Origin of the sequence: Maribacter spongiicola, assembly GCF_052119685.1 — a bacterium.
GTDB classification, from domain to species: domain Bacteria; phylum Bacteroidota; class Bacteroidia; order Flavobacteriales; family Flavobacteriaceae; genus Maribacter; species Maribacter spongiicola_A.
In genome coordinates, this window is record NZ_JBGQOO010000003.1 from 33,375 (window position 1) to 56,021 (window position 22,647).

Annotated in this window: 17 protein-coding genes; 4 read left to right on the forward strand and 13 right to left on the reverse strand. The window is 34.8% G+C overall.

The window, feature by feature from the left end; translation table 11 throughout:
* Nucleotides 1-2 precede the first annotated feature (2 nt).
* Complete coding sequence (locus ACEN2N_RS06575) at nt 3-932, forward strand: PorP/SprF family type IX secretion system membrane protein (protein WP_441823582.1); 930 nt, start codon at nt 3-5, stop codon at nt 930-932.
* Here the strand turns inward: ACEN2N_RS06575 and ACEN2N_RS06580 are convergent.
* From ACEN2N_RS06580 to ACEN2N_RS06600, 5 genes are all read right to left on the reverse strand, one after another.
* Nucleotides 929-1,990, reverse strand: a complete 1,062-nt coding sequence (locus ACEN2N_RS06580) for a zinc-binding metallopeptidase family protein (RefSeq protein ID WP_441823583.1) — start codon at nt 1,988-1,990, stop codon at nt 929-931. The two genes, ACEN2N_RS06575 and ACEN2N_RS06580, sit on opposite strands and share 4 nt — an antisense overlap.
* Before the next feature lie 35 nt (nt 1,991-2,025).
* Nucleotides 2,026-2,868 carry a pseudouridine synthase gene (locus ACEN2N_RS06585; protein WP_424002917.1) on the reverse strand — a complete coding sequence of 281 codons (843 nt, stop codon included), beginning with the start codon at nt 2,866-2,868 and terminating at the stop codon, nt 2,026-2,028.
* A 75-nt stretch (nt 2,869-2,943) separates the two neighbouring features.
* Nucleotides 2,944-3,849: a geranylgeranylglycerol-phosphate geranylgeranyltransferase gene (locus ACEN2N_RS06590; protein ID WP_441823584.1), complete on the reverse strand. Its 906-nt coding sequence runs from the start codon at nt 3,847-3,849 to the stop codon at nt 2,944-2,946.
* Between the two features lie 13 nt (nt 3,850-3,862).
* The gene (locus ACEN2N_RS06595; RefSeq protein ID WP_441823585.1) at nt 3,863-4,801 is read right to left on the reverse strand and encodes a mevalonate kinase family protein; all 939 of its coding nucleotides are present in this window, start codon (nt 4,799-4,801) and stop codon (nt 3,863-3,865) included.
* A 147-nt stretch (nt 4,802-4,948) separates the two neighbouring features.
* Complete coding sequence (locus ACEN2N_RS06600) at nt 4,949-6,031, reverse strand: diphosphomevalonate/mevalonate 3,5-bisphosphate decarboxylase family protein (RefSeq protein ID WP_441823586.1); 1,083 nt, start codon at nt 6,029-6,031, stop codon at nt 4,949-4,951.
* Between the two features lie 81 nt (nt 6,032-6,112).
* On the opposite strand from ACEN2N_RS06600, the gene ACEN2N_RS06605 reads away from it, so the two are divergent.
* Nucleotides 6,113-6,586: a TspO/MBR family protein gene (locus tag ACEN2N_RS06605; RefSeq protein ID WP_441823587.1), complete on the forward strand. Its 474-nt coding sequence runs from the start codon at nt 6,113-6,115 to the stop codon at nt 6,584-6,586.
* A 1-nt stretch (nt 6,587) separates the two neighbouring features.
* Here ACEN2N_RS06605 and ACEN2N_RS06610 read toward each other — a convergent pair whose 3' ends face one another.
* Genes ACEN2N_RS06610 through ACEN2N_RS06640 form a run of 7 tightly spaced genes read right to left on the reverse strand, consistent with a single transcriptional unit; the run spans nt 6,588 to nt 15,036 of the window.
* Entirely contained in the window at nt 6,588-7,127 is a 540-nt protein-coding gene (locus tag ACEN2N_RS06610) for a DUF1697 domain-containing protein (protein ID WP_441823588.1), read from the reverse strand.
* A gap of 1 nt (nt 7,128) precedes the next feature.
* The gene (locus ACEN2N_RS06615) at nt 7,129-8,409 is read right to left on the reverse strand and encodes an NAD(P)/FAD-dependent oxidoreductase (RefSeq protein ID WP_441823589.1); all 1,281 of its coding nucleotides are present in this window, start codon (nt 8,407-8,409) and stop codon (nt 7,129-7,131) included.
* The gene (locus tag ACEN2N_RS06620; protein ID WP_441823590.1) at nt 8,409-9,152 is read right to left on the reverse strand and encodes a glycerophosphodiester phosphodiesterase; all 744 of its coding nucleotides are present in this window, start codon (nt 9,150-9,152) and stop codon (nt 8,409-8,411) included. The genes ACEN2N_RS06615 and ACEN2N_RS06620 overlap by 1 nt, the downstream gene beginning before the upstream one ends.
* Before the next feature lie 3 nt (nt 9,153-9,155).
* A complete protein-coding gene (locus ACEN2N_RS06625) occupies nt 9,156-10,931 on the reverse strand; it encodes an alpha-amylase family glycosyl hydrolase (RefSeq protein ID WP_441823591.1) in 1,776 nt (591 codons plus the stop codon).
* 45 nt (nt 10,932-10,976) lie between these two features.
* Entirely contained in the window at nt 10,977-13,280 is a 2,304-nt protein-coding gene (locus tag ACEN2N_RS06630) for a glycoside hydrolase family 65 protein (RefSeq protein ID WP_441823592.1), read from the reverse strand.
* A 50-nt stretch (nt 13,281-13,330) separates the two neighbouring features.
* Nucleotides 13,331-13,999, reverse strand: a complete 669-nt coding sequence (gene pgmB, locus ACEN2N_RS06635; RefSeq protein ID WP_441823593.1) for a beta-phosphoglucomutase — start codon at nt 13,997-13,999, stop codon at nt 13,331-13,333.
* Between the two features lie 14 nt (nt 14,000-14,013).
* Nucleotides 14,014-15,036 carry a LacI family DNA-binding transcriptional regulator gene (locus ACEN2N_RS06640; RefSeq protein ID WP_441823594.1) on the reverse strand — a complete coding sequence of 341 codons (1,023 nt, stop codon included), beginning with the start codon at nt 15,034-15,036 and terminating at the stop codon, nt 14,014-14,016.
* A 321-nt stretch (nt 15,037-15,357) separates the two neighbouring features.
* Here ACEN2N_RS06640 and ACEN2N_RS06645 point away from each other — a divergent pair, with 321 nt between their 5' ends.
* Nucleotides 15,358-18,480, forward strand: coding sequence for a SusC/RagA family TonB-linked outer membrane protein (locus tag ACEN2N_RS06645; RefSeq protein WP_441823595.1), 3,123 nt, complete (start codon nt 15,358-15,360; stop codon nt 18,478-18,480).
* Between the two features lie 19 nt (nt 18,481-18,499).
* A complete protein-coding gene (locus ACEN2N_RS06650) occupies nt 18,500-20,110 on the forward strand; it encodes a RagB/SusD family nutrient uptake outer membrane protein (protein ID WP_441823596.1) in 1,611 nt (536 codons plus the stop codon).
* 740 nt (nt 20,111-20,850) lie between these two features.
* On the opposite strand, the gene ACEN2N_RS06655 is transcribed toward ACEN2N_RS06650, so the two are convergent.
* The gene (locus ACEN2N_RS06655; RefSeq protein ID WP_441823597.1) at nt 20,851-22,437 is read right to left on the reverse strand and encodes a solute:sodium symporter family transporter; all 1,587 of its coding nucleotides are present in this window, start codon (nt 22,435-22,437) and stop codon (nt 20,851-20,853) included.
* Nucleotides 22,438-22,647: the final 210 nt, after the last annotated feature.

Genomic DNA, 22,647 nt, shown 5'->3' on the forward strand with positions numbered 1-22,647 from the left:
GCATGCAGAATTTTTACAAAAACATCGCTTTGATAGCATTCGTCTTAGGGGCATTGACCAATAATATGTCAATAGCGCAGCAAACCCCTACTTTCTCTGAGTATAATTACAATCCGTACTTGGTAAATTCTGCCTTTGCGGGACTTGCACCAAGTGCTGAAATAGGTATTAGTAATACTGGTACTTTTAATCAATTTGAAGGTAGTCCTAAAAGTTTTGCCTTAAGTTTCCATACTCCATTAAACCGAGGTAAAGTTGGGTTAGGAGCAGGATTAATACGTGATGAAGTCGGTGTAACCACCTCAACAAGTGCTTTTGTTACTTACTCTTATAAGATATTCTTCGACACTAAAAATAATAGACCTTATTGGCAAATATACACCCCAAATTCATTGTCTTTCTCTATATCACCTGGTGTACAGCAGTATCAAGAAAACTTACTTGAATTGGGTATAATTGATGACCCTAATTTTGCTATGAATATTAATGCCACTATTCCAACCATTGGATTAGGATTTCTTCTAAATCTTGCCAATGTATATGTAGGAGTTTCTACACCAAATGTAATTGGTGACATGCTTGTTTCCGATGATAATGTTGAAATAAACGTTCCGTATTATGGCTATTTAGGATATCGCTTCTTTTCAAACAAATTTGAAGAATTAATGGTTAAGCCAAACTTATTATTGAAATATGAAAATGGCGCTCCATTTCAAGTAGACATGAATATCGCTGTCAGTTACAGAAACAGATTTGAACTAGGAACAGGTTATAGAACTAATTCGTCGATTAATCTTTTAGCAGGTGTCTATCTTTTCAAAAATATTAGAGCCATATATAGTTACAATGTAGCCATGAACGATTCTCCATTGGGTAACACCCATGGCATTATTGCCACCTACCGTTTTGGTAAGGGCTTTAGTAGAGACTAAACACTCTTTAATAAATTATGAATGAACTCTAATTTATTCTTTACAGGCTCTGATATAATAAACGGATAAGGATCGTCTTCTCCCATAGAACGGCTCATACTGTTCAATGCGAACAGTAAAGGCATACCGGTATTCAATACCTTTTTAAAACTGGTTTCTTTATAAGGATCGAAACTAGCATTCATCTTTAAATTTTTCTTGGCAGTAATCTTAGGATCTGTTTTGAGTCCGAAATTATAGGCAGTTTCTAACACATCGGTAAGGTGTAAATAATGCGACCAGGTTTCGGCCCAATCTTCCCATGGGTGAGATGATGCATACTTGCTTATAAAACGTTGTTGCCAATTTGCCTGTGGACCATTATTGTAATAATTGGTCAAGGCATCAGCGTACGACATAGATTCATCGCCAAATATATTTCTAAATCCAGTTAATACAGCTGGATTATCACGAACTAGTCTGTCCCAGAAATAATGTCCTACTTCATGTCTAAAATGACCGAGTAAGGTTCTATACCGCTCAGACATTTGCTGCTTTATCTGTTCTCGAACAACAGGATCTGCTTCAGAAATCAAGAGGGTAATTACACCATTTGCATGTCCTGTTTTTAGGTCTTTAGACGCTTCTGGTAAATCATCTTTCGCCAAAAAGTCAAAGCAAAGACCTTTAGAATCATCAATAGTTTTACTCACCACCGATAATCTAAAACGTAATAATTGATATACCAATCTATGCTTGGCTATTTCAATTTGCTTCCACTTGGCTAAATTATCATCATCTAGAATATCAGGTATAGTTCGATTTAAGCTGCAAGCTAAGCAGAACTCATCTCCCCTTTCTATATCTACAAGCCAATTACAAACATGATGCTTTTGATTTTTACAGTATACATAAGTTTTATCTTCCAATTCTGGAAGTTTCCATTGCGTAGCATTTGCATCTAAAGAAACTATCTTATTGTAATAAGAAGAGTACCCTAATAGGTAGCCGCAATTTACACATACGTTATTCTCGAAAACAACTGTATTCTTACAATTTGTGCACTGAAATAATTTCATATCCTATAGCCTTTTAAACAGACAAGGACAGCGTTTTATTTGATCATCTTAAGGTTTATTACCTCTTGATCTGTCAAATACCTCCAGTGTCCTCTTGGTAAATCTTTTTTAGTAAGACCACCATAAACAACCCTATCTAATTTCTGAACTTTATATCCTAAAGTTTCAAATAAACGTTCTACAATTTTATTTCTAGAACTATAAATTTCAATGCCTACTTCTCTTTTAGGAGCATCGGCAATAAAACTAACATCTTGTACTCTTACTACCTTTTCGTCAACTGTAACACCTTCTTGTATCTTCTTTAAATCTGCACTTCTTAATTCTTGCTCAAGCACCAAATGAAAAATCTTACGCATACCATTTATAGGACTTTTTAAGACCTTGGTCATATTGCCATCATTGGTGAACAAAAGTAAACCTGTATGGTCTTTTTCCAATTTATCTACCGGCAATAATTTTGACTTAGAAGCACTAGATATTAACCCTGATACGTGTCTTTTGCCTTTTTCATCGCGAATAGTAGTTACAAAGTCTTTTGGCTTATTTAGAAGTACATATTCTTTCTTTACAGGATTTAATAATTGACCATCGAATTTTACCTCATCGGTCAATTTTACCTTATACCCCATTTCTGTAATTGGTTTGCCATTTACAGTTACATTACCTGCAGCAATATAGATATCAGCATCTCTACGAGAACATACCCCAGAGTTGGCTACATATTTATTTAGTCTAATAGCATTTGGATCTTGTGGCTTAGCTGGCGTCACATTTTTTTTAATGGGCGCATTACCACGAGCATAGCTCTTCTTTTTAAAATTACCCCCTTGCCTACCTGAAGCATTTTTATCCCTACTAGAATCATCCCTACTCATAACTGTACCAATTTTGCACAAAGGTAGCAAATTGCATTGCCGTTCAAATAGTTATATGAAACATATTACCAACAACTATAGTATTCTGTTTAAAACAAGATTAACATCTATGAGCAGAATACCAAAAACACCCATTACTATGATTAGTTTAAGAATATTATGCAGCCAAACATAGTCTTTACGGGTCTTTGCTTTGAATAACAGGAATATGAAAGACACCAATAATACCACACAAAGCATAAAATAAAAGTTCATATACCCCACATCGAACTTAAAAATGAGCAGTAATGATGGCACAAGGGTCAATAAAATTAATAAGGATATCAATAATTTAGATATTCTTGACCCATATATAATCGGAATAGTTCTATAATTCTGAGCAAGATCACCCGATATATTTTCCAAATCTTTAATCATTTCACGAGCAAGTATTAATAGAAATAAAAATACTGCATGTACAAAAATGACAGGTTGAATGTTTTTATAGTATACAAATATTATAAAAAATGGGGTTATCGCCAGGGTTGCAGAAATAAAGTTGCCTAAAAACGGAATTTTTTTCATCTTATGAGAATAGATCCAGATACCAAAAATGTACGAAGAGAAGAAGAAAACCGCCCTAAAAGAAACATAACTTGCAGCTATTACCGCGAAAAAATTCAACACAAAATAAGTCGTTAGCTTAAACCGCTGGCTTACCAAACGATCTAACATGCTCTTTCGTGGTTTATTAATAAGGTCTTTTTCTGCGTCGTAGAAATTATTGATAATGTAACCGCCAGCAATGACCATAGCAGATGCAATTACAATAACAAAAAGCTTAATATCAAATACTACTTCTCTTACCGGTAATTCTGGTGCCAGTATGTAAATTGATGCCAAATACTGGGCTAGCGCTATAACTAAAATGTTATACCCCCTAACCACTGAAAACAGACTCAGTACTTTTAAAAGTAAGAGTTTATTTCTTCTATTAAGCATGTATGGAAATTACCTAAAAATTATAGACTACTTCTAATTTGTAATCTTTTAACGCAGATTTAGCTTTTTCAAAATCTTCTGTAAACCCAAGAATATAACCACCACCGCCTGATCCACATAGCTTTAAGTAGTAATCATTGGTATCGATTCCGTTTTTCCATAAGGCATGAAATTTTGACGGAATCATAGGTTTAAAGTTATCTAAGACCACGTGAGACAATTGCTTTAAGTTACCGAACAATGACTGAATATTGCCGTTTACAAAATCTTCTACGCAAGCATCTGTATGCTTTATGAATTGATTTTTTAGCATTTTACGGAAACCATCATTTTTCATCTGTTCCATGAAAATCTGAACCATTGGTGCAGTTTCACCAATAATACCACTATCCAATAAAAACACGGCCCCTTTACCATCTGCATTTTGAGAAGGTATACTCGTAGACTCAATATTATCTTTAGAATTTATAAGTATGGGCAGACTTAAATAGCTATTTAAAGGATCTAGTCCCGATGACTTACCGTGAAAAAACGATTCCATTTTACCGAATATCGTTTTAAGCTTCAATAATTTTTCTCTTGTTAAATTCTCTAGAACGGTTATTTTATCTTGTGCATATTTATCGTAGATGGCTGCTACTAAAGCACCACTACTACCCACACCATAACCTTGAGGTATAGAACTATCAAAGTACATACCTTCTGCAACATCTGTTTTTAAAAGCTCTAAATCGAAAGAAACCAACTTCGGATTCTTAATGGTCAAATTTTCTAAATAATGAGTAAATGCTTCTAAACTTTTATTTGACTTTGTCGCCTCAACTGATGAGTTGGAATCAGATTTCAAAGCACCTTTATAAAAATTATAAGGTATAGATAATCCTTTAGAATCTTTTATGATACCGTACTCCCCGAAGAGAAGAATTTTCGAATAAAAAAGAGGTCCTTTCATTTTTAAAAACTAAACAAATATTGAAACTTATATAAATATAATCAAAGATTCACACAAAGTTGAACGTTATACCATAAATGGTTAAACAAAAATAGATGAATGTTCTCTTTACAAACGCTTTTAATAAAAAAAACGTACATAAATCATCTACAACTTCTTAGCACCCAGACCAATTCTATCACAAATATACTGTCCATTTTGACAAAAAGGTACTAACTTCTCTTTTATAAATGGAAAAACGATGTCCTTTTCATTTTCCGGATATAATACATGTACATTGGCACCTGCATCTAAAGTAAAGCAAACATGTGTATTGGATTCTTGCCTAAATTTCCAAATGGCATTGATTATAGAAAGGGTATTTGGCTTCATTAATATAAAATACGGATTACTCGTCATCATCATTGCATGCAAAGTAAGCGCTTCGCTTTCTACAATATTTATGAAACTGTCTAAATTACCATCTGCTAAAACCGATTTTAGCTTTTCTAAATTGGTATGAGCCTGATCAAAACGTTGAGGTGCGAACGGGTGCCCATGCATTAATTCATGACCTACCGTACTGCTTACCTGTTTCTCTCCTTTATCAACTAATAAAATAGTATCATGAAAATTATTGAATACCTCATGTACTGCATATGGATATTTTATACCGAATAAATTTGAGCTTCCCTCGATTGAGGCTGTTTCTCCCCATTGTACCAAAGGCCCTTCAATACTTCGACACGCACTACCTGAACCTAAACGAGATAAGAAAGAAACTTTTCTATTGAAATCTTCTTCAAAAATTGATGATGAGAATGACCTTTCCATCTCCATAAAACATAATGCCAAAGCAGACATACCGCTTGCTGATGATGCTATACCACTACTATGCGGAAAAGAATTTGATGTATTTATAATAAAGTGGTACTCTTTTAAAAATGGTAGATAGACTTCTATTCTTTTTAAAAATGTATTTATTTTCGGTTTAAATTCTTCTTTTGCTTCGCCTTCAAACAATAGGTCGAACGAAAATTCATTACTTTTTTGACCCTTCTTTTTATACTGCACACTAGTTTTAGTAACACATGCAGCCAATGTAAAACTGATAGATGGGTTGGCGGGAATTTGATTCTCTCTCTTACCCCAATACTTTACCAAAGCAATATTACTGGGCGAAGAATACGATACCGTGCCTTCTTCTTTCAATGTAATATATGATGCTGGAATAAAATCTTTTTCTGACATTGAATTTTCAATTTGTGCAAATATAGTTTTTAGGGCTATCAATTAAAATAAATCCTTATTTTAGACCTAAACACCAACCAGTTGAAAAGAAAGCTTACGTATATTCTTATTGGTATTATCATATGCTCTACCATTGGCTTTTTGAGTAGCGTTGTTACGCAAAGCTCTGTAACCGGATGGTATTTGACCTTGAACAAGCCTAGTTTTAACCCACCAAACTGGGTTTTTGCTCCCGTATGGAGTGCTCTTTATATTATGATGGGTATCTCTGCCGGCTGGGTATGGGCAAAAGGTTTTCATCATAAATGGGTAAAAACCGGATTATATCATTTTGGTTTTCAACTACTTTTAAACGGATTGTGGAGTATTGTATTTTTCGGACTTAAACAACCATTTTATGGGCTGCTCGTAATTATGGCACTTCTAGTAGTATTATCTCTTACTATTAAATGGTTCAATGTCGTTAGTAAATTTGCAGCGATATTGCTAATTCCGTACCTACTTTGGGTTTGTTTCGCTACGGCTTTGAATTATAAAATTTGGGAATTGAATTAATCTAATAACTCAACTCTAATAATTTGTGCATGGTTCTATAGTTTCTAGTAGTTGCCAGTACCTTCAACTTTCGCTCTATCAAATTATTATTCAATTTTGCTTTACCATATCCCACTTTGCACTTTAAATATATGCAAGAATCAGAAATTGAAAATTCTTCGTTCTCGTACGATTCTACTTTAAACTTAGTAAGCTCGCCAATTTTCGGAACATCATTTAATAATACAAAATAGACTTTCTTTCTTATAATTTCATCTTCTGACTTGAACGGATTATCATTAAGAATATCCTGTAATTGTGAAGTAGTCTTTACTATTACTGGTACTTGGAAACCAAAACTTTTTAAAATAGCATTAAAAATTAATGCTTCTAATTCTGATGTATTCTTGAGTTCACTTTTGAAAACTATATTACCACTTTGAATGTATGTCTCAACATCTTTTAGCTTTATACTTTCGCATAATTCTCGTAGTTCAGCCATCGGTATTTTGTTTTTTCCGCTGACATTTATTCCTCTTAGAAATGCAATATAGGTTTTCATTTTAGGTGTGATTTACATTTAAATCTTCGACTACACCATTGGCTGCAATGTAACCGCCTGTCCAGGCATTTTGAAAATTGAATCCGCCAGTAATGGCATCTACATTTATGATTTCCCCAGCAAAATATAGCCCTGGCAGAATTTTACTTTCGTAGGTTTTAAAATTAATTTCCTTTAAATCTAAACCACCAGCCGTTACAAACTCCTCTTTAAAAGTACTTTTACCATTTACTTGAAAAATGCCAGCAGTCAGCTGTTCTGCTAATGAAGTTAATTGTTGCTTTGATACTTCTGGCCAGGTTGTAGTATCGTCAATACCTGATGCTTTTACTAAGTTTGCCCATAAACGCTTCGGAATATCGAGCACCTTGGTTCTTAAAATAGTCTTCTTTTCTACCTGTTTTACTTTTAAGAACAATTCTAACAATCCGTTTTGGTGATATTCCGGAACCCAGTTCACCTGTATTTTGAATTGATAATTATACTGTTCTAAAATTCTCGCTCCCCATGCAGATAGTTTTAAAATAGCCGGTCCGCTCATTCCCCAGTGCGTTACCAATAATGGTCCGTCTGAGTTTAAACCAGATATATCTAATTTTGTTTTTCCTGTCTTTTTACCGAAGTTCTTTTTTGGTATAACATTTACCTCGGCATGCGTTGCGACACCAGGAATATCTGCTATACGTTCATCTTTGATATTAAAAGTGAACAATGATGGTACAGGCGGAATAATGGTATGCCCTAACGTTTCAATATATTTCCACATTTTAGGATTGCTTCCTGTTGCCAAAACGAGCTTTTTGCAGTACATAAAACTCTCGCCTACGGCAAGCTTCCAAATCTTAGCTCCTTCTTCCTCAGTTTGCTCTATTCCGCTTACCGAACAAAGCGTTTTCACCTGAACACCTAATCTATCTGCCTCTGAAATAAAACAGTCTATAATGGTCTGTGATGAATTACTGACGGGGAACATTCTGCCATCTTCCTCAATTTTTAGAGCCACACCGCGTTCTTCGAAAAAACCGATGGTATCGCCACTGGCATAGGTATGAAAAGGACCTAATAGTTCTTTTTCACCTCTAGGATAATTCTTACTTAAATCTGCCGGATTGAATTCTGCGTGCGTAACATTACAGCGACCTCCACCAGAAACTTTCACCTTGGTCAGCACATCTTTACCGCGTTCTAAAATCGCTATTTTAGTATTTGGTCTTTTTTCTGCGATATGTATTGCCGCGTAAAAACCTGCCGCACCACCACCAATTACTAAAACATCGTACATTATTTTACACGTTCTGGAAAGTTTGTAATAATACCATCTACCGAAATACGTTTCATGGCATCAATATCAGCTGGCTCATTGACCGTCCAAGTATATATTTTAAATCCGGCTTCTCTAATTTCATTTGCCGATTCTACATCTAGATTCTTGAAATACGGATTAATAGCTACAGCATTCAATTCTTTGGCTACAGGTATAGCATCTACTGGGTTTTCTTCGGTTAAAACGGCTATAGCCACATTCGGGTTATGTCTACGTATCTCCTTCAGTTCGTCCCAATTAAAACTTGAGATAATGAAGTTTTCAGGCGACCAGTTTCTTTTTTCAATATAATAATTCATAATATGGTTAACCTTATCTGCAGTACCGGCGCCCTTCAACTCAATATTTAAGGCTACTTTATTATCTATTAGTTTTAAAACATCTTGTAGCATTGGTATTGCATGCCCGCCTTCAACGATGACCTTCTTTAAGTCAACTATATAATAATCTTCAATATTCCCAGGGGCATTTGTTAATCGATTTAAAGTTTCGTCATGAAAAACAACAATCTCTCCACTTTTAATTTTAAAGACATCGATCTCTATCATATCAACACCCAAATCCATTGCTTTTTGAATAGATGCCAAGGTGTTTTCAGTTTCGTGACCCATAGCACCTCTATGACCAATTACTAACGGTTCTTTCATATTACAAGATGCTAAAGTGAAACAAATAATAGCTAGAAAAATTCTATTGAGCATGTTTTAAGATTTTAATTCAAAAATAAAGGATTCTAAAGGATTTAAGTTGATTGCGACATGACCTTCTCCATTTTCTACTCTTAAAGAATTCTCATGACCATAAAGCACATCATGTAAATGATAATTACCTTCTTTTAATTGCCAAGTATTTATTAAATCAACCGGTAATTTTAAATCGAACGAAAAGTGATCATTGACATCAAAATTTGAAACCACAATCAGTTTTTGATTCTCAGACCAACGAACATAAGACAACACGCGATGATTGTAATTTTCAGTAATTTCTTTATTATAGAAATGAATTTCGCGGTACGCACCCATAAGTGCTTCACTACTTATGGTGAAATTCAATAATCGCTTGTAAAAATCTCTTAATGAAGCTTCTTCTGGCGTAGATTGACCACCATCGAACTTTTTATTATTTACCCATCTTTGATGATGGGGAACACCTATGTAATCAAAAATCGATGTTCTTGACGGACTCCCAAAGCCTGCATGTTCAACAGCTGGCTCACCTACTTCTTGTCCGAAATAAATCATGGTCGGCGATGTGCTTATCGTTGCAGAAACTACCATTGCCGGTCTACCAATTTCAGCATTACCTACAAACTCTGTACAAGCGATACGTTGCTCATCATGATTCTCTAAAAAGTGAAGCATGTTATGTTCTATATCTTGTAGACCGTTCTGAACAACCGGTAAATGATCAGACCAACCATACCCTTTCATGATATGTTTTAGTCCGTCATAAAAATCGACCTTATCATATAAGTAATCCATCTTACCCTTATGGATATATGTTCTATATAAATCTGGATTATACACCTCTGCCATTATAAATGCATCGGGATTTTTCATTTTTATGGATGAATTCATAAAGCTCCAAAATTCTACCGGAACCATTTCTGCCATATCATATCTAAAGCCGTCAACGCCCATTGCTAACCAATACAAGGCAACATCCCTAAATTTTCGCCATGAGCTTGGCACAACCCTTTTTTTCCAATAGTTAAAATGCTCTTCATAACCTTTCTCTCCAAAATCATTTGGTAGCATGTCAAAATCTAGTCCGCCATCTGGTCTTACTCCGTAATTAATACGAACTGTCTCATACCAATCGTTCATATCTGGTTGTACACTTCGAGAGCCATTACCTGTCCATTTCGCGGGGATTTCAATTAGCTTGTTATTTGTATAATTCGGAACATCACCACCTAAAGGCACATAACCATCTCGCCATTGCGGAGTTTGGAATTCCGTTCCCGGGATGTAATAAAAATTATTGTCTTTTTGATATTCAACGGATGTATCATCGCCAAATCCGAAATCAGAAACCCCTTTAGGATTCGTCTTTCCTTCATACTTTCTGGCGACATGATTGGGTACAATATCAATAATCACCTTCATACCCGCCCTATGTGTACGATCAATTAGTGATTTGAACTCCTTTAACCTTTTTGAGGGATCCTTAGCTAAATCGGGGTTAACATTGTAATAATCTTTAACCGCGTAAGGTGAACCCGCTCTGCCCTTAACTACATCTGGATCATCATTTGAAATACCGATTTCAGTATAGTCATTTATTACAGCGTGATGCGGTATACCTGTATACCAAATATGGGTAATACCTAAATCTTTAATCTCCGCAAGCGCTTTTTTGTTAAAATCAGCAAACTTCCCTACTCCGTTTTCTTCGATGGTACCCCATGGCTTGTTGTTGGTATTTGTATTACCAAAAAGCCTGGTAAATACATGATAAATTACAATCTTACTATTCATGGGGCAATTCAATTTTAAACTTTAAAGTACTAAACTAAAGCCTTATTACACGGTAGTCAATTCATCTGGAAACAATGCTACTTTCTTTCCATTAACGCGAATGGTCACTTCTTCAGTACCAATTAGTTGAAAAGTTGTGTTTTTAGCAGTAACATTTACCTTTATAATTCTATTTCTAAAATTGACCTTAAAAGAATACGCACTCCACTGATTAGGAATTTGAGGCTTGAAAGATAACTTATCGTTTATAACACGCATACCACCAAAACCTTCCACAATACTCATCCAAGTACCAGCCATAGATGTAATATGCAAACCTTCTTCGACCTCTTTATTATAATCATCTAAATCTAATCTAGATGTTCTTAAATAAAAATTATACGCTTGTTCCATTCTGCCCAACTTCGCCGCTTGAATACTATGTACACATGGCGACAAAGAAGATTCATGAACGGTAAAAGGCTCATAGAAATCGAAATGTTTTTCTAAATCTTCAACCGAGAAATCTTCTTCAAAAAAGTAAAAGCCCTGTAAAACATCTGCTTGTTTTATATACGGAGACCTTAAAATTCTGTCCCAACTCCATTTTTGATTAATAGGTCTTTCTGTTTTTGGCAAATCACCTACCCTTACCAAATCTTTATCTAGAAAACCATCTTGTTGCAAGAAAACCCCATGTTCTTTCGAATATGGTAAATACATTTTATTGGCTACTTTTCTCCATTTATCACACTCTCTATCGGTAAGCTGAGTTTTGCCTATTATTCTATGATAATCATCTGAATAACCGCTTTTAACCTTCTCTAATTGCGTAAGCGTATAATTAATACACCACTTCGCTAAATAGTTGGTGTACCAGTTATTATTGACATTATTTTCATATTCATTAGGTCCTGTAACCCCAAGCATCACATATTTATTTTTATCCTTAGATAAGTTTACCCGTTGATGCCAGAATCTAGAAATACCGATTAATACTTCTAACCCCATTTCTGGTATGTAACTGTAATCGCCTGTATACCTATAATAGTTATGGATTGCAAAAGCAATAGCTCCGTTTCTATGAATTTCCTCAAAAGTAATCTCCCATTCATTATGGCACTCTTCGCCATTCATGGTTACCATTGGGTATAATGCCGCTCCATTAGAGAAACCTAATTTCTTGGCATTTTCAATAGCCTTTTCTAAATGGTTGTATCGATATTTCAATAGCTTTCTGGCTACCTTATCATCTTTGGTAGCCATATAAAAAGGAATACAATATGCCTCTGTATCCCAATAGGTACTACCACCATATTTTTCACCTGTAAATCCTTTCGGACCAATATTAAGCCTAGAATCTGTACCTAAATAGGTTTGGTTTAATTGAAATATATTAAAACGAATACCTTGTTGCGCCTTTACATCGCCTTCAATAACAATATCGCTCATGTTCCAAATAGCAGCCCAAGCTTCCTTTTGTTTTTGTAATAGCTGATCAAAGCCTAAAGCACTTACTTCATCTAAACTATTATTGGCTACTTGTATTAATTCTTGATTAGGGTGATTTCTTGCAACAGTGTAACCACCAAATTTCGTCAACGTAACAGATTCGTCAGCCATTAAATTCTGCTCAAACTTTAAAGACACAATTGAATCTGTCTTTTCATATGGCACACCCGAAATCTGATTCCCATTATATTCTAATGAGGCCTGCATAAACGTACAGGTCTTAAATTCAGTTTTCATAGTATGCGCCTCGATAAAGGCCCGGTTATCTGTTGTGCTTACATTCGTAGTATTCCAGAATTTGTCGTCCCAGTTACTATCTTCATTTGTAATACCACTATCTAAATACGGCTCAAATACTATGTTAGCATCTGTTTTTAATACCTTAATAGTATATGAAATGGCACCTACCGTATCTATATCTATACTTAAAAATCGTTTTACAACAACTTCTATCTCAACGTTATTAGTAGTTACTGCTTGAAAAGTACGAGTGTACACACCCTCCTTCATGTTCAATTCTCGTCTAAAATTTGACACTTTTTTACTCGTAGCCAAATCGAACTCTACTCCATCAATATAAATTTTGATTCCGATCCAATTAGGAGCGTTCAAAACCTTTGCAAAATATTCTGGATAGCCGTTTTTCCACCATCCTACACGGGTTTTATCAGGATAATAAACTCCTGCGATATAACTACCTTGAAATGTTTCACCTGTATAGGTTTCTTCAAAATTGGCACGTTGGCCCATGGCACCGTTACCAATACTAAATATACTTTCAGAAGATTTTACGTTTTCTTGATCGAAACCCTCTTCTATAATGCACCAATTATCTGGTTTTATATAATCTTGATTCATGAAATTTATATTGAATTGTAAAAAAAGAAACTAGAGATAAACATCCTAATTTAAGCTGTATGCTCTTTATTAAGTAATGATTTTAAAAAATCATCGGTCATTTCGGTAAAATCTTTAAAGTTATAATCTGCCTCGTTTAAAATTTCAGCATCTCCTATGCCTATACTTACCATTTTTGCAGCATTAGCCGCTTGAATACCAGCAACTGCATCTTCAAAAACCACACATGAATTTGCTGCAACACCTAAATTATTCGCTGCAATCAAAAACACCTCTGGATCTGGTTTAGCTTTAGTTACACTATTACCATCGACAATACTATCGAAATATGGCAACAAATCAACCTTCTCTAAAATAGGCCTTGCATTTTTACTTGCAGAACCCAATGCTATCGGAATGTTTTTATTCTTTAAATATTGTAAAACCCTGGTTACATCTGGCAGAATCTCACTTGAATCCATCTTTTCAATGTACGCAAGATAATCTACATTTTTCTCTACCATCCAAGTATCGAACTGACCTTGCGTAGCCGTTATATTGCCTATATCTAAAAGAATTTCTAAGCATCGTTTTCGACTGACCCCTTTAAAGAGTTCGTTCTGCTCTTTGGTAAATTCAAACCCTAATTCATTGGCCAGTTTGCGCCAAGCTAAATAATGATATTTAGCCGTATCAACTATAACACCATCTAAGTCAAATATAAAACCTACTTTCTCCATTATCACAAAAAATATTAATTGATTGTAGAACCTCTTTTAATTAATGTTGCATTAATTACCTCTGTTCTAAAAGGCTCTTCTACTACTTCAGTTGACTCCATTCTATTTATCAGCATTTTAGCTGATAGTTCGCCCATTTTCTCACCATGCTGGGCTACAGTACTAAGTTTAGGCGAAGAATATTTTGATAAGATTCCGTCTGTAAATCCGATAATTGAAATTTCTGCTGGTATCTTAAAACCTAATTGCTGAATAACACTCATACATTGAACTGCAAAAATCTCATTAACACATAATACCGCTTCTATTTTATTTTTCTGAAAAAACTCTGTTATTAGCTTTGTATTGTCCAAATCATGAGGTAACGTCAAAATTAAATTCTCATCGAACGGAATATTATTATCCTTTAAAGCTTTTAGATAACCTTCTTTTCTACTTTCACTTACATTAAAATAATTCTCGGTCGTAATCAACGCTATTTTTTTAGACCCTGTCTCTATAAAATGTGTAACAGATTCGCGCGATATCTCAACATCATTCAATATTACCTTATCACAAGCAATATCTTGGGTTACTCTATCAAAAAGTACTATTGGTATACCCTGATCCAATAATTCTTTTAAATGTGTAAAATCATTTTTTCGCTGTGTTTCTGCACTTAACGATAATATGAAACCGTCTATACTGCCGTTAGCCAACATCTCCATATTAATAACTTCTTTATCAAAAGACTCATCAGAAATGCAAACAATTACATTATAACCCATTTGATTGGCATACATCTCTATGCCCCTGAAAACTGTAGTAAAAAAATGATGGACAATATCAGGAATTATTACCCCTATATTTTTGGTTCTCCTATTTTTTAAGCTTAGCGCTATATTATTAGGACGGTAATTATAGAATTTTGCAAAAGCTTTAATTCTATCTTTTGTGTCTTTGCTTATTTCTTTACTATTTTTCAATGCCTTTGACACCGTAGAAATAGAAACGTCAAGTTCTTTGGCAATATCTTTTAAAGTGATTTTTGGTTTCAAAAAAAGGAATTTAAAAATTAAGATAATAACTTAAATTAATCTAAAAGTTAAAGTTGGAAAATAGATGATATTTCGTAAATATATACAAAAAAGGATTTTTCTTATATTTGCATAATAATCAAATATTCACATTTAACCTCTATATTAACTAAGAATATCATAATATTGCCTATTCACATTCATTATACTCGCAAAAAAGAAAAGTTATCAACACGAAACCGTTTTCGTAAAATTTTAACTTAAACAATACCATTGTCAACACCGCTTTTTACATATTTTTAACAATTGAAATTAAATTAACTCAACTTAAATTAACAATTTATGAAGATTACATTCCTAAAAAGTCTGTTAGTTCTCGGCGCATTTTTGTGCTTTGGATCGATGCAGGCACAAGAAGTATCTGGAACTGTTTCAGATGCAAGTGGACCTTTACCAGGAGCTAGTGTTCTTGAAAAAGGAACAACAAACGGTACACAAACTGATTTTGACGGTAATTACACATTGACCGCTGAAGAAGGCGCTGTACTTATTGTTAGTTATATCGGCTACAAAACTCAAGAGGTAGCAATTAACGGTAGAACTTCAATCAACTTCACTTTAGATGAAGATGCTGAAGCATTAGAAGAAGTTGTAATTATCGGTTACGGTACTACAACGGTTAAAGATGCTACGGGATCTGTTACTGCTGTAACGGCTGACGATTTCAACGGTGGAAACATTTCTTCACCAGAACAGTTAATACAAGGTAAAACTGCCGGTGTTAACATTCAAGAAACTAGTGGTGAGCCAGGAGCTGGTATCCAAATTAACATTAGAGGTTCTAACTCTGTACGTGCAAACAACAACCCGTTGTTCGTAGTTGATGGAGTTCCATTAGGTGGCGGTAATACTTCACCACAAGGTGAAACCGGTTTTGGACAAAGTGCAGTTAAAAATCCATTAAACTTTATTAATCCTAACGATATTGAAAGTATCAGTATATTAAAGGATGCATCTGCAACTGCCATTTATGGTTCTCGTGGTGCTAATGGTGTTGTGATCATTACTACGAAAAGTGGTAAAGGAAATAGCAAAGGTGTTTGGGACTTTTCAAGTTCTTTAAGTATTGCTAAGGCAGCAAATACCTTTGACCTTTTAGATCGTTCAGAATTTTTATCTGGAGTTACTGCTGTAGGTGGTAACGCAAGTGCTGTTGATTTCGGTGCTAACACAGATTGGCAACAAGTTGTTTTAAGATCGACAGCTTCTCAAAACCAAAACCTTTCTTACTCTAAGAACTACGGTAGCGGTAACGTAAGAGCAACGTTCGGATACGGAAAACAATTTGGTATTGTTGAAAACTCTGATTTGGAAAGAATTACTGGTAGAGTAAATCTTAACCAACGTTTCTTAGATGATAAATTAGTTCTTGGTGTTCAAATGTCGATCGCTAGAATTAATGATTCTCAAGCACCGATCAGTGCGCAAGCAGGTGCTTCTGGTGATGTTTTAGGTGGTGCTTATGCTGCTAACCCAACATGGCCGTCTAACTCTAGTTTTAATCCAGGTGGATTAAACGTGAATCCTCAAAATGCATTAGACAATACTCAGAATATTACTAATACTGATAGATATTTGCTTAACGGTTCTATTCAGTACAACTTTACTTCTGAGCTTTCTGCAAAATTAAATGGAGGTCTAGATATCGCTGAGGCTTCTAATACTTCTGTAATTTCAAGAGATATCATCAACCTTAACGGTGTAACTGATTTAGGTCGCGGTAATTACGGAATTTTGAAGAGAGATAACAAAACTTTTGAAGCTACGGTTAACTACAATAAAGAATTCGAAAACTCTAGTTTAGAGGCTTTAGTAGGTTTCGGTTACCAAGATTTTCAAACTTACGGATTTAACGCTGGTGGTAGAGGTTACACAACTAGTGATTTAAATGCAATGGGCAGTGACCTTAGAGCTGCTGTTAGTGATTTACAAAACGCAGTTTCTGGTTCTTACCAACAAGCTTATTATGCGCCAAACACAGGTGGTGTATTAATTAATCGATTACTACCAACTGTTGTTGCACAAGAAGCATTGGGCACAAGCTTAAATAGTGCTGTAACTTCTGTTTTCACTAATTCATTTGACAATACAGACGAGTTACAATCTTTCTTTGCAAGATTGAACTACTCTTTAAACGACAAATACTTATTTACCGCAACTATGAGAGCTGATGGTTCTTCTAGATTCGGACCTGAAAACCAATACGGTTACTTCCCTTCTGGAGCTTTTGCATGGAAAATGAATGAAGAAGATTTCGTTGGCGAAAATGTTTCTACTCTTAAATTACGTTTAAGCGCAGGTATCACTGGTAATCAAGATGGTCTTGGATATGGTAACTTTGTGGCTAGACAACGTTTTTCTGACTTAACAGTTCAACAAAATCTAGATATTAATGCTAATGGTACTGCTATCGTTGCTACTGATAGGCCAGATTTGAAATGGGAGTCTTCTTTCAACTTGAACGCTGGTTTTGATTTCGGTTTTAACAACGATCGTTTAAGTGGTAGTATAGACGTCTATAGAACTGAAACTACTGACGTTCTTTTACAAACTCCGCCTGCAGCACCTGCTGTTGATCCTTTCCAATTTCAAAACGTAGATGCTAGCATCATTAACCAAGGGGTTGAATTTGCAATCGCTTACGATTTTGTACAATCTGATGATGCAACATTCTCTGCAGATTTCAACATTGCCTATAACAATAACGAAGTTCAAAACTTCGAAGGTTTGATTGATACTGGTGCGGTTAACGGTCCTGGTTTAACAGGTGCATTTGCACAACGTTTCGCTTCTGGACAATCATTATACTCTTACTTCTTACCAATATTCACTGGTTTTGATAGCGCTGGTTCTCCAACATATCAAGATGTTGATGGTAATGGTACTGGTGATCCTTTCCAAGATAAAACCTTTGTAGGCGAAGATGCTTTACCAGATATTACTACAGGTTTAAGTTTAAACTTGAAAGTTAAAGATTTTGATGCATCTGTATTTTTTCAAGGTCAGTTCGGATTCTCAGTATATAACAATACTGATAATGCGTACTTTACTGCAGGAGCGCTTTCTAACTCTAGAAACGTAACTCAAAGTGTATTAACAAGTGGTGAAGATCCAGGAGCTTCTGCTGATGCTTCTACTCGTTTCTTAGAAAAAGGAGATTTCGTTCGTTTTCAAAATGCTAGCATTGGTTACAATGTTCCATTATCTGGAGAAGGTGCTTTAAATTCACTACGTTTTTCTTTAACTGGTCAAAACCTTTTCTTAATTACAGACTACAGTGGTTTAGACCCAGAGGTTACGGCTAATACCGGTGATTTAGGATCAGGCGTACCATCTAGAGGTATTGATTATGGTTCTTACCCAAGACCAAGAACTTTTACTTTTGGTATTAACGCATCATTTTAATTAAAAAAAATTGTATAACATGAAAAATAAATTTAAAATCTTAACGCTTTCTATTCTATCGTTGGTAGGGGTAACCTCCTGTACCGACTTAGAAATAGAAGAAACAGATTCGATCATTTCTGATGGATTTCAAGGTTTAGCAGATCCATCATCAACAGTAACGAATCTTTATGGTTCTCTTGCAGGTCAATATGCCGGACAAGACAACTACTTTGCTCTTCAAGAAGTAACTTCAGATGAGCATTTAATACCGACCCGAGGCGGTGACTGGGGTGATAACGGACTATGGAGAGTACTACATACTCACGATTGGAATGGTCAACATGCTTTTATTGTTAATGTATTTCAATTATGGAACGGTAACCAATTACAAGCTTCTCAAGTTTTAGATCCAAGAAGTAACCCATCAGCAACAAACATTGGTGACGCAAGCTTCATTAGAGCTTATAGTATGTGGGTTATTTTAGACAACTTTGGTCAAGTTCCTTACAGAGATACATCATTACCATCTACTTCTGTACCAGAGGTACTTTCTGGACAAGCTGCAGTTGATTTTATTCTTGCAGATATTGAAACTGCTATAGCAAACACACCTGCTACTGGTGCTTTAAGCGGAGATACTAGTTTAAGAGCAAGTAAAGCTGCAGCAAGATATTTAAAAGCTAAGGTGCTTCTGAACAAGCATATCTATGTTGGTGGTACACCTGATTCAGGTGACATGGCTGAAGTTATTTCTTTAGTTGATGCAATTACAGCTGACGGTTATGCCTTGCAAGAAGGTTATTTTGACCTTTTCTTACCAGATGCCGACACTGAAACTATTTGGTCTTTAGAAGCTAATACGATAAATAAAGTAGTAATGGGACTTCACTATAACAACACTAGTATTCAAGGTGGTGGCTGGAACGGGTTTAGTACTCTTGCTGAATTTTATGATCTTTTCGAAGGTGATTCTGAATTTAACGAATTAGATGCTTCTCAAAACCCTGCAAATGGTCAAGAAGAACGCAGAGGTGGTGTACCAACTATTGGAACAATATTTGCTGATCAACCTTATGCTGCTGAAGAAGATGGTTACGTAAATGGATCTAATGTTGGTTATGGTTTTTTAATTAACCAACAGTACGCTTTAAACGGCACGCCTCTAAAAGACAGACAAGGTGCTCCACTTACTTTTAAAAGAGATTTTAAAGATGGTGCAGGTGCTGTTAACTTCATTAATAATGATGAAACTACCGGAATCAGAATTCAAAAATATGCTGCTAGAAATGGTGATGCCTCTATAAGTCATCAAATTGTATTTAGATATGCAGATGCTCACTTAATGAAAGCTGAAGCAATGTTTAGAAGCGGTGGTGACCCAACAGCTATGATCAATGATTTAAGAACAATACGTAACACTCAAGAGTTGTTAGGAACAGTTTCTGAACAAGATATTTTAGACGAAAGAGGTAGAGAGCTATACCAAGAAGCTTGGAGACGTAACGATTTAATTCGTTTTGGTCAATTCGGTAGAGATTGGTTATTTAAAGCGGAAGGAACTATTAACAATGACGATTATAACGTGTTCCCTATTCCACCAGCACAATTGCTTGCAAATCCTAATTTGGTTCAAAACTCAGGATACTAAGCATATATAAATTTGAGTTTAAGTAGAAAAGGCCTCCAATTCGTTTTGGAGGCTTTTTTATTTCCACTAATTACTAAAAAACAAGTAAGTACGCATTGTAAATCCATTGAATTATCTAAGATTAATATCAGCGATTAGCCACAAAAAATCAATAACTCTGCAACCAAAAAACATACCTACTAAACACAAGTATGATTATTATAACTTGTTTTAGTTGTCCAAAGAAATTATAATTTCTTTCCTATATAAAAGAATAAAAAAGAACTTACCCAATAAATCATTGTTATCTCATAAAATTACTCTTGATGATAGAAAAATAAAGTCACAAATTCTCACAAGTATGGCTTTTAATTGTAACCATACAAATAGTTACTTAAAGCCGAATAATATTGTTTTACAGGGCAACGAAATTATCGAATCATTTATAGGCTATTGATATTTTAAACACATTCCTCTTTTTCAAATATCCACATTACTATAAACTTATTAAATCAATATGCTTTGAAGCCAATAGGCATAATAATATTAATCAATTACTCCATATTTGAAAGGAGTTTTTTATTAAGTATGAAAAATAAAGCCGGAGTTGTTATTTGAACATAAAAAAACGCAACATTTCTTTATCGCTTTTGAATAAAGGAATGTTGCGTTTTCAATACTATATATCACTAATACAGATCAAAATCATTTAGAATAAATTTCTAAAATAAAAGCTGCGATCTATAATGGATTATGATATGTTACCTAAAAATAATATAAGTGCTAACAACAATAAGTGTAATGATTAATCCTACCGGCTTCACATACTTCCAACCTGTTATATCGACCTCATTAGTATACTCTTGTACATAATCAGTTTCTCTTGGCTTTAATTTACCAATGACCAACATTAAAATTATTGTTAAGACAAAAGTAATAGCCTGAACATGCAACATATGTGGCAACCATTCTACACCAAGTCCTCTTTGCATGAATATGTAAATTACATAAACAACAACAGCAAATATTATCCCAGCTTTGGCAGCTATAGCAGGTACTCGCTTTGTTAAGAAACCAATAACGATTGCTGATAAAATAGGAATACTATAGGCACCATTTACTTGTTGTAAATAACCAAAAAGTCCATCAGAAGCATAATACAAAAAAGGAGCTAAAATCATTGAAAACAACGCAAGTAAAATACCAAAGCGTTTTCCTACTGAAACAACTTTACTCTCCGAAGCTTCTTTGTTCACATACTCCTTATAAATATCCAAACCGAATAAGGTAACACAACTATTTAATGCACTATTAAAAGAACTTAGAATAGCCCCAAAGAGCACCGCAGCAAAGAAACCAACCAAAGTAACGGGTAATACAGCGGCCACTAATTTTGGATAGGCCTGATCTGCTTTATCTAGTTGACCATCGAACATATGAAAAGCTATAATACCTGGTAAAACAACAATTAACGGTCCTAATATTTTAAAGCAGGCTGCAAGCAATACTCCTTTTTGACCTTCTTTTAAGTTTTTTGCTCCTAAGGCCCTTTGAATTATTTGCTGATTGGTTCCCCAATAAAACAACTGCACTAAAACCATACCTGTAAATATCGTAGCAAAAGGTATACTTGAAGATTCAGAACCTATAGCATCAAACTTTTCTGGGTGCTCTGTTGTAAGTTTTGTAATCCCACCCAAAAGACTATTGTCATCACTAATTGCATAAAGTCCAAATATTGGTATTAACAAACCACCTATCAGCAATCCAACTGCATTTATGGTATCTGATACCGCAACAGCTTTTAAACCTCCGAATATGGCATAAATACTACCAATTATTCCTATACTCCAAACACATACCCATATCGATGCCCATTCAGAAATTCCCAACTTCGCGGGTAAATCGAACATTCCACTAATTGCCAAAGACCCAGAGTACAACACAATTGGTAGTAATACAATGGCATATCCGCTTAAAAATAAGCCCGACGTCATTGCTTTCGTTGTCTTATCAAACCTTCTTTCTAAATACGTTGGTATGGTACTAATACCTCCTTTTAAATACCTAGGCAATAAGTAAATAGCACATATCACCATTGCAATAGCGGCTAAAGTTTCCCAAGCCATTACTAAAATTCCATCACTATAAGCGTTACCATTTAGCCCAACAATTTGCTCAGTAGACAAATTGGTAAGTAGTAACGACCCTGCAATTACCCCAGCCGTTAAACTTCGTCCTCCTAAAAAGTAACCGTCAGAAGTTTGTTCGTTTGTACTTTTGGTTGCGAAATATGCAATTACCGCCACTAAAATGGTAAAGCCTAAAAAAGATAAAATTCCTATCATTGGTTGATTTGTTTGTTATTAAGTCAAGGTTAAATATATTGGATTATTTCCATTACTTCTAAAAACTTGGAGCAAAATCTCATTATTCATATTATTACACTGACCCTATAACGTTTTCTTTAAATTTTAACGCCCACTTTTACTAAATAAGCCTTACAAATAGTAGGTATTTGCTATCTTGCAAACTAATTTTGAAAGAACTATTACACA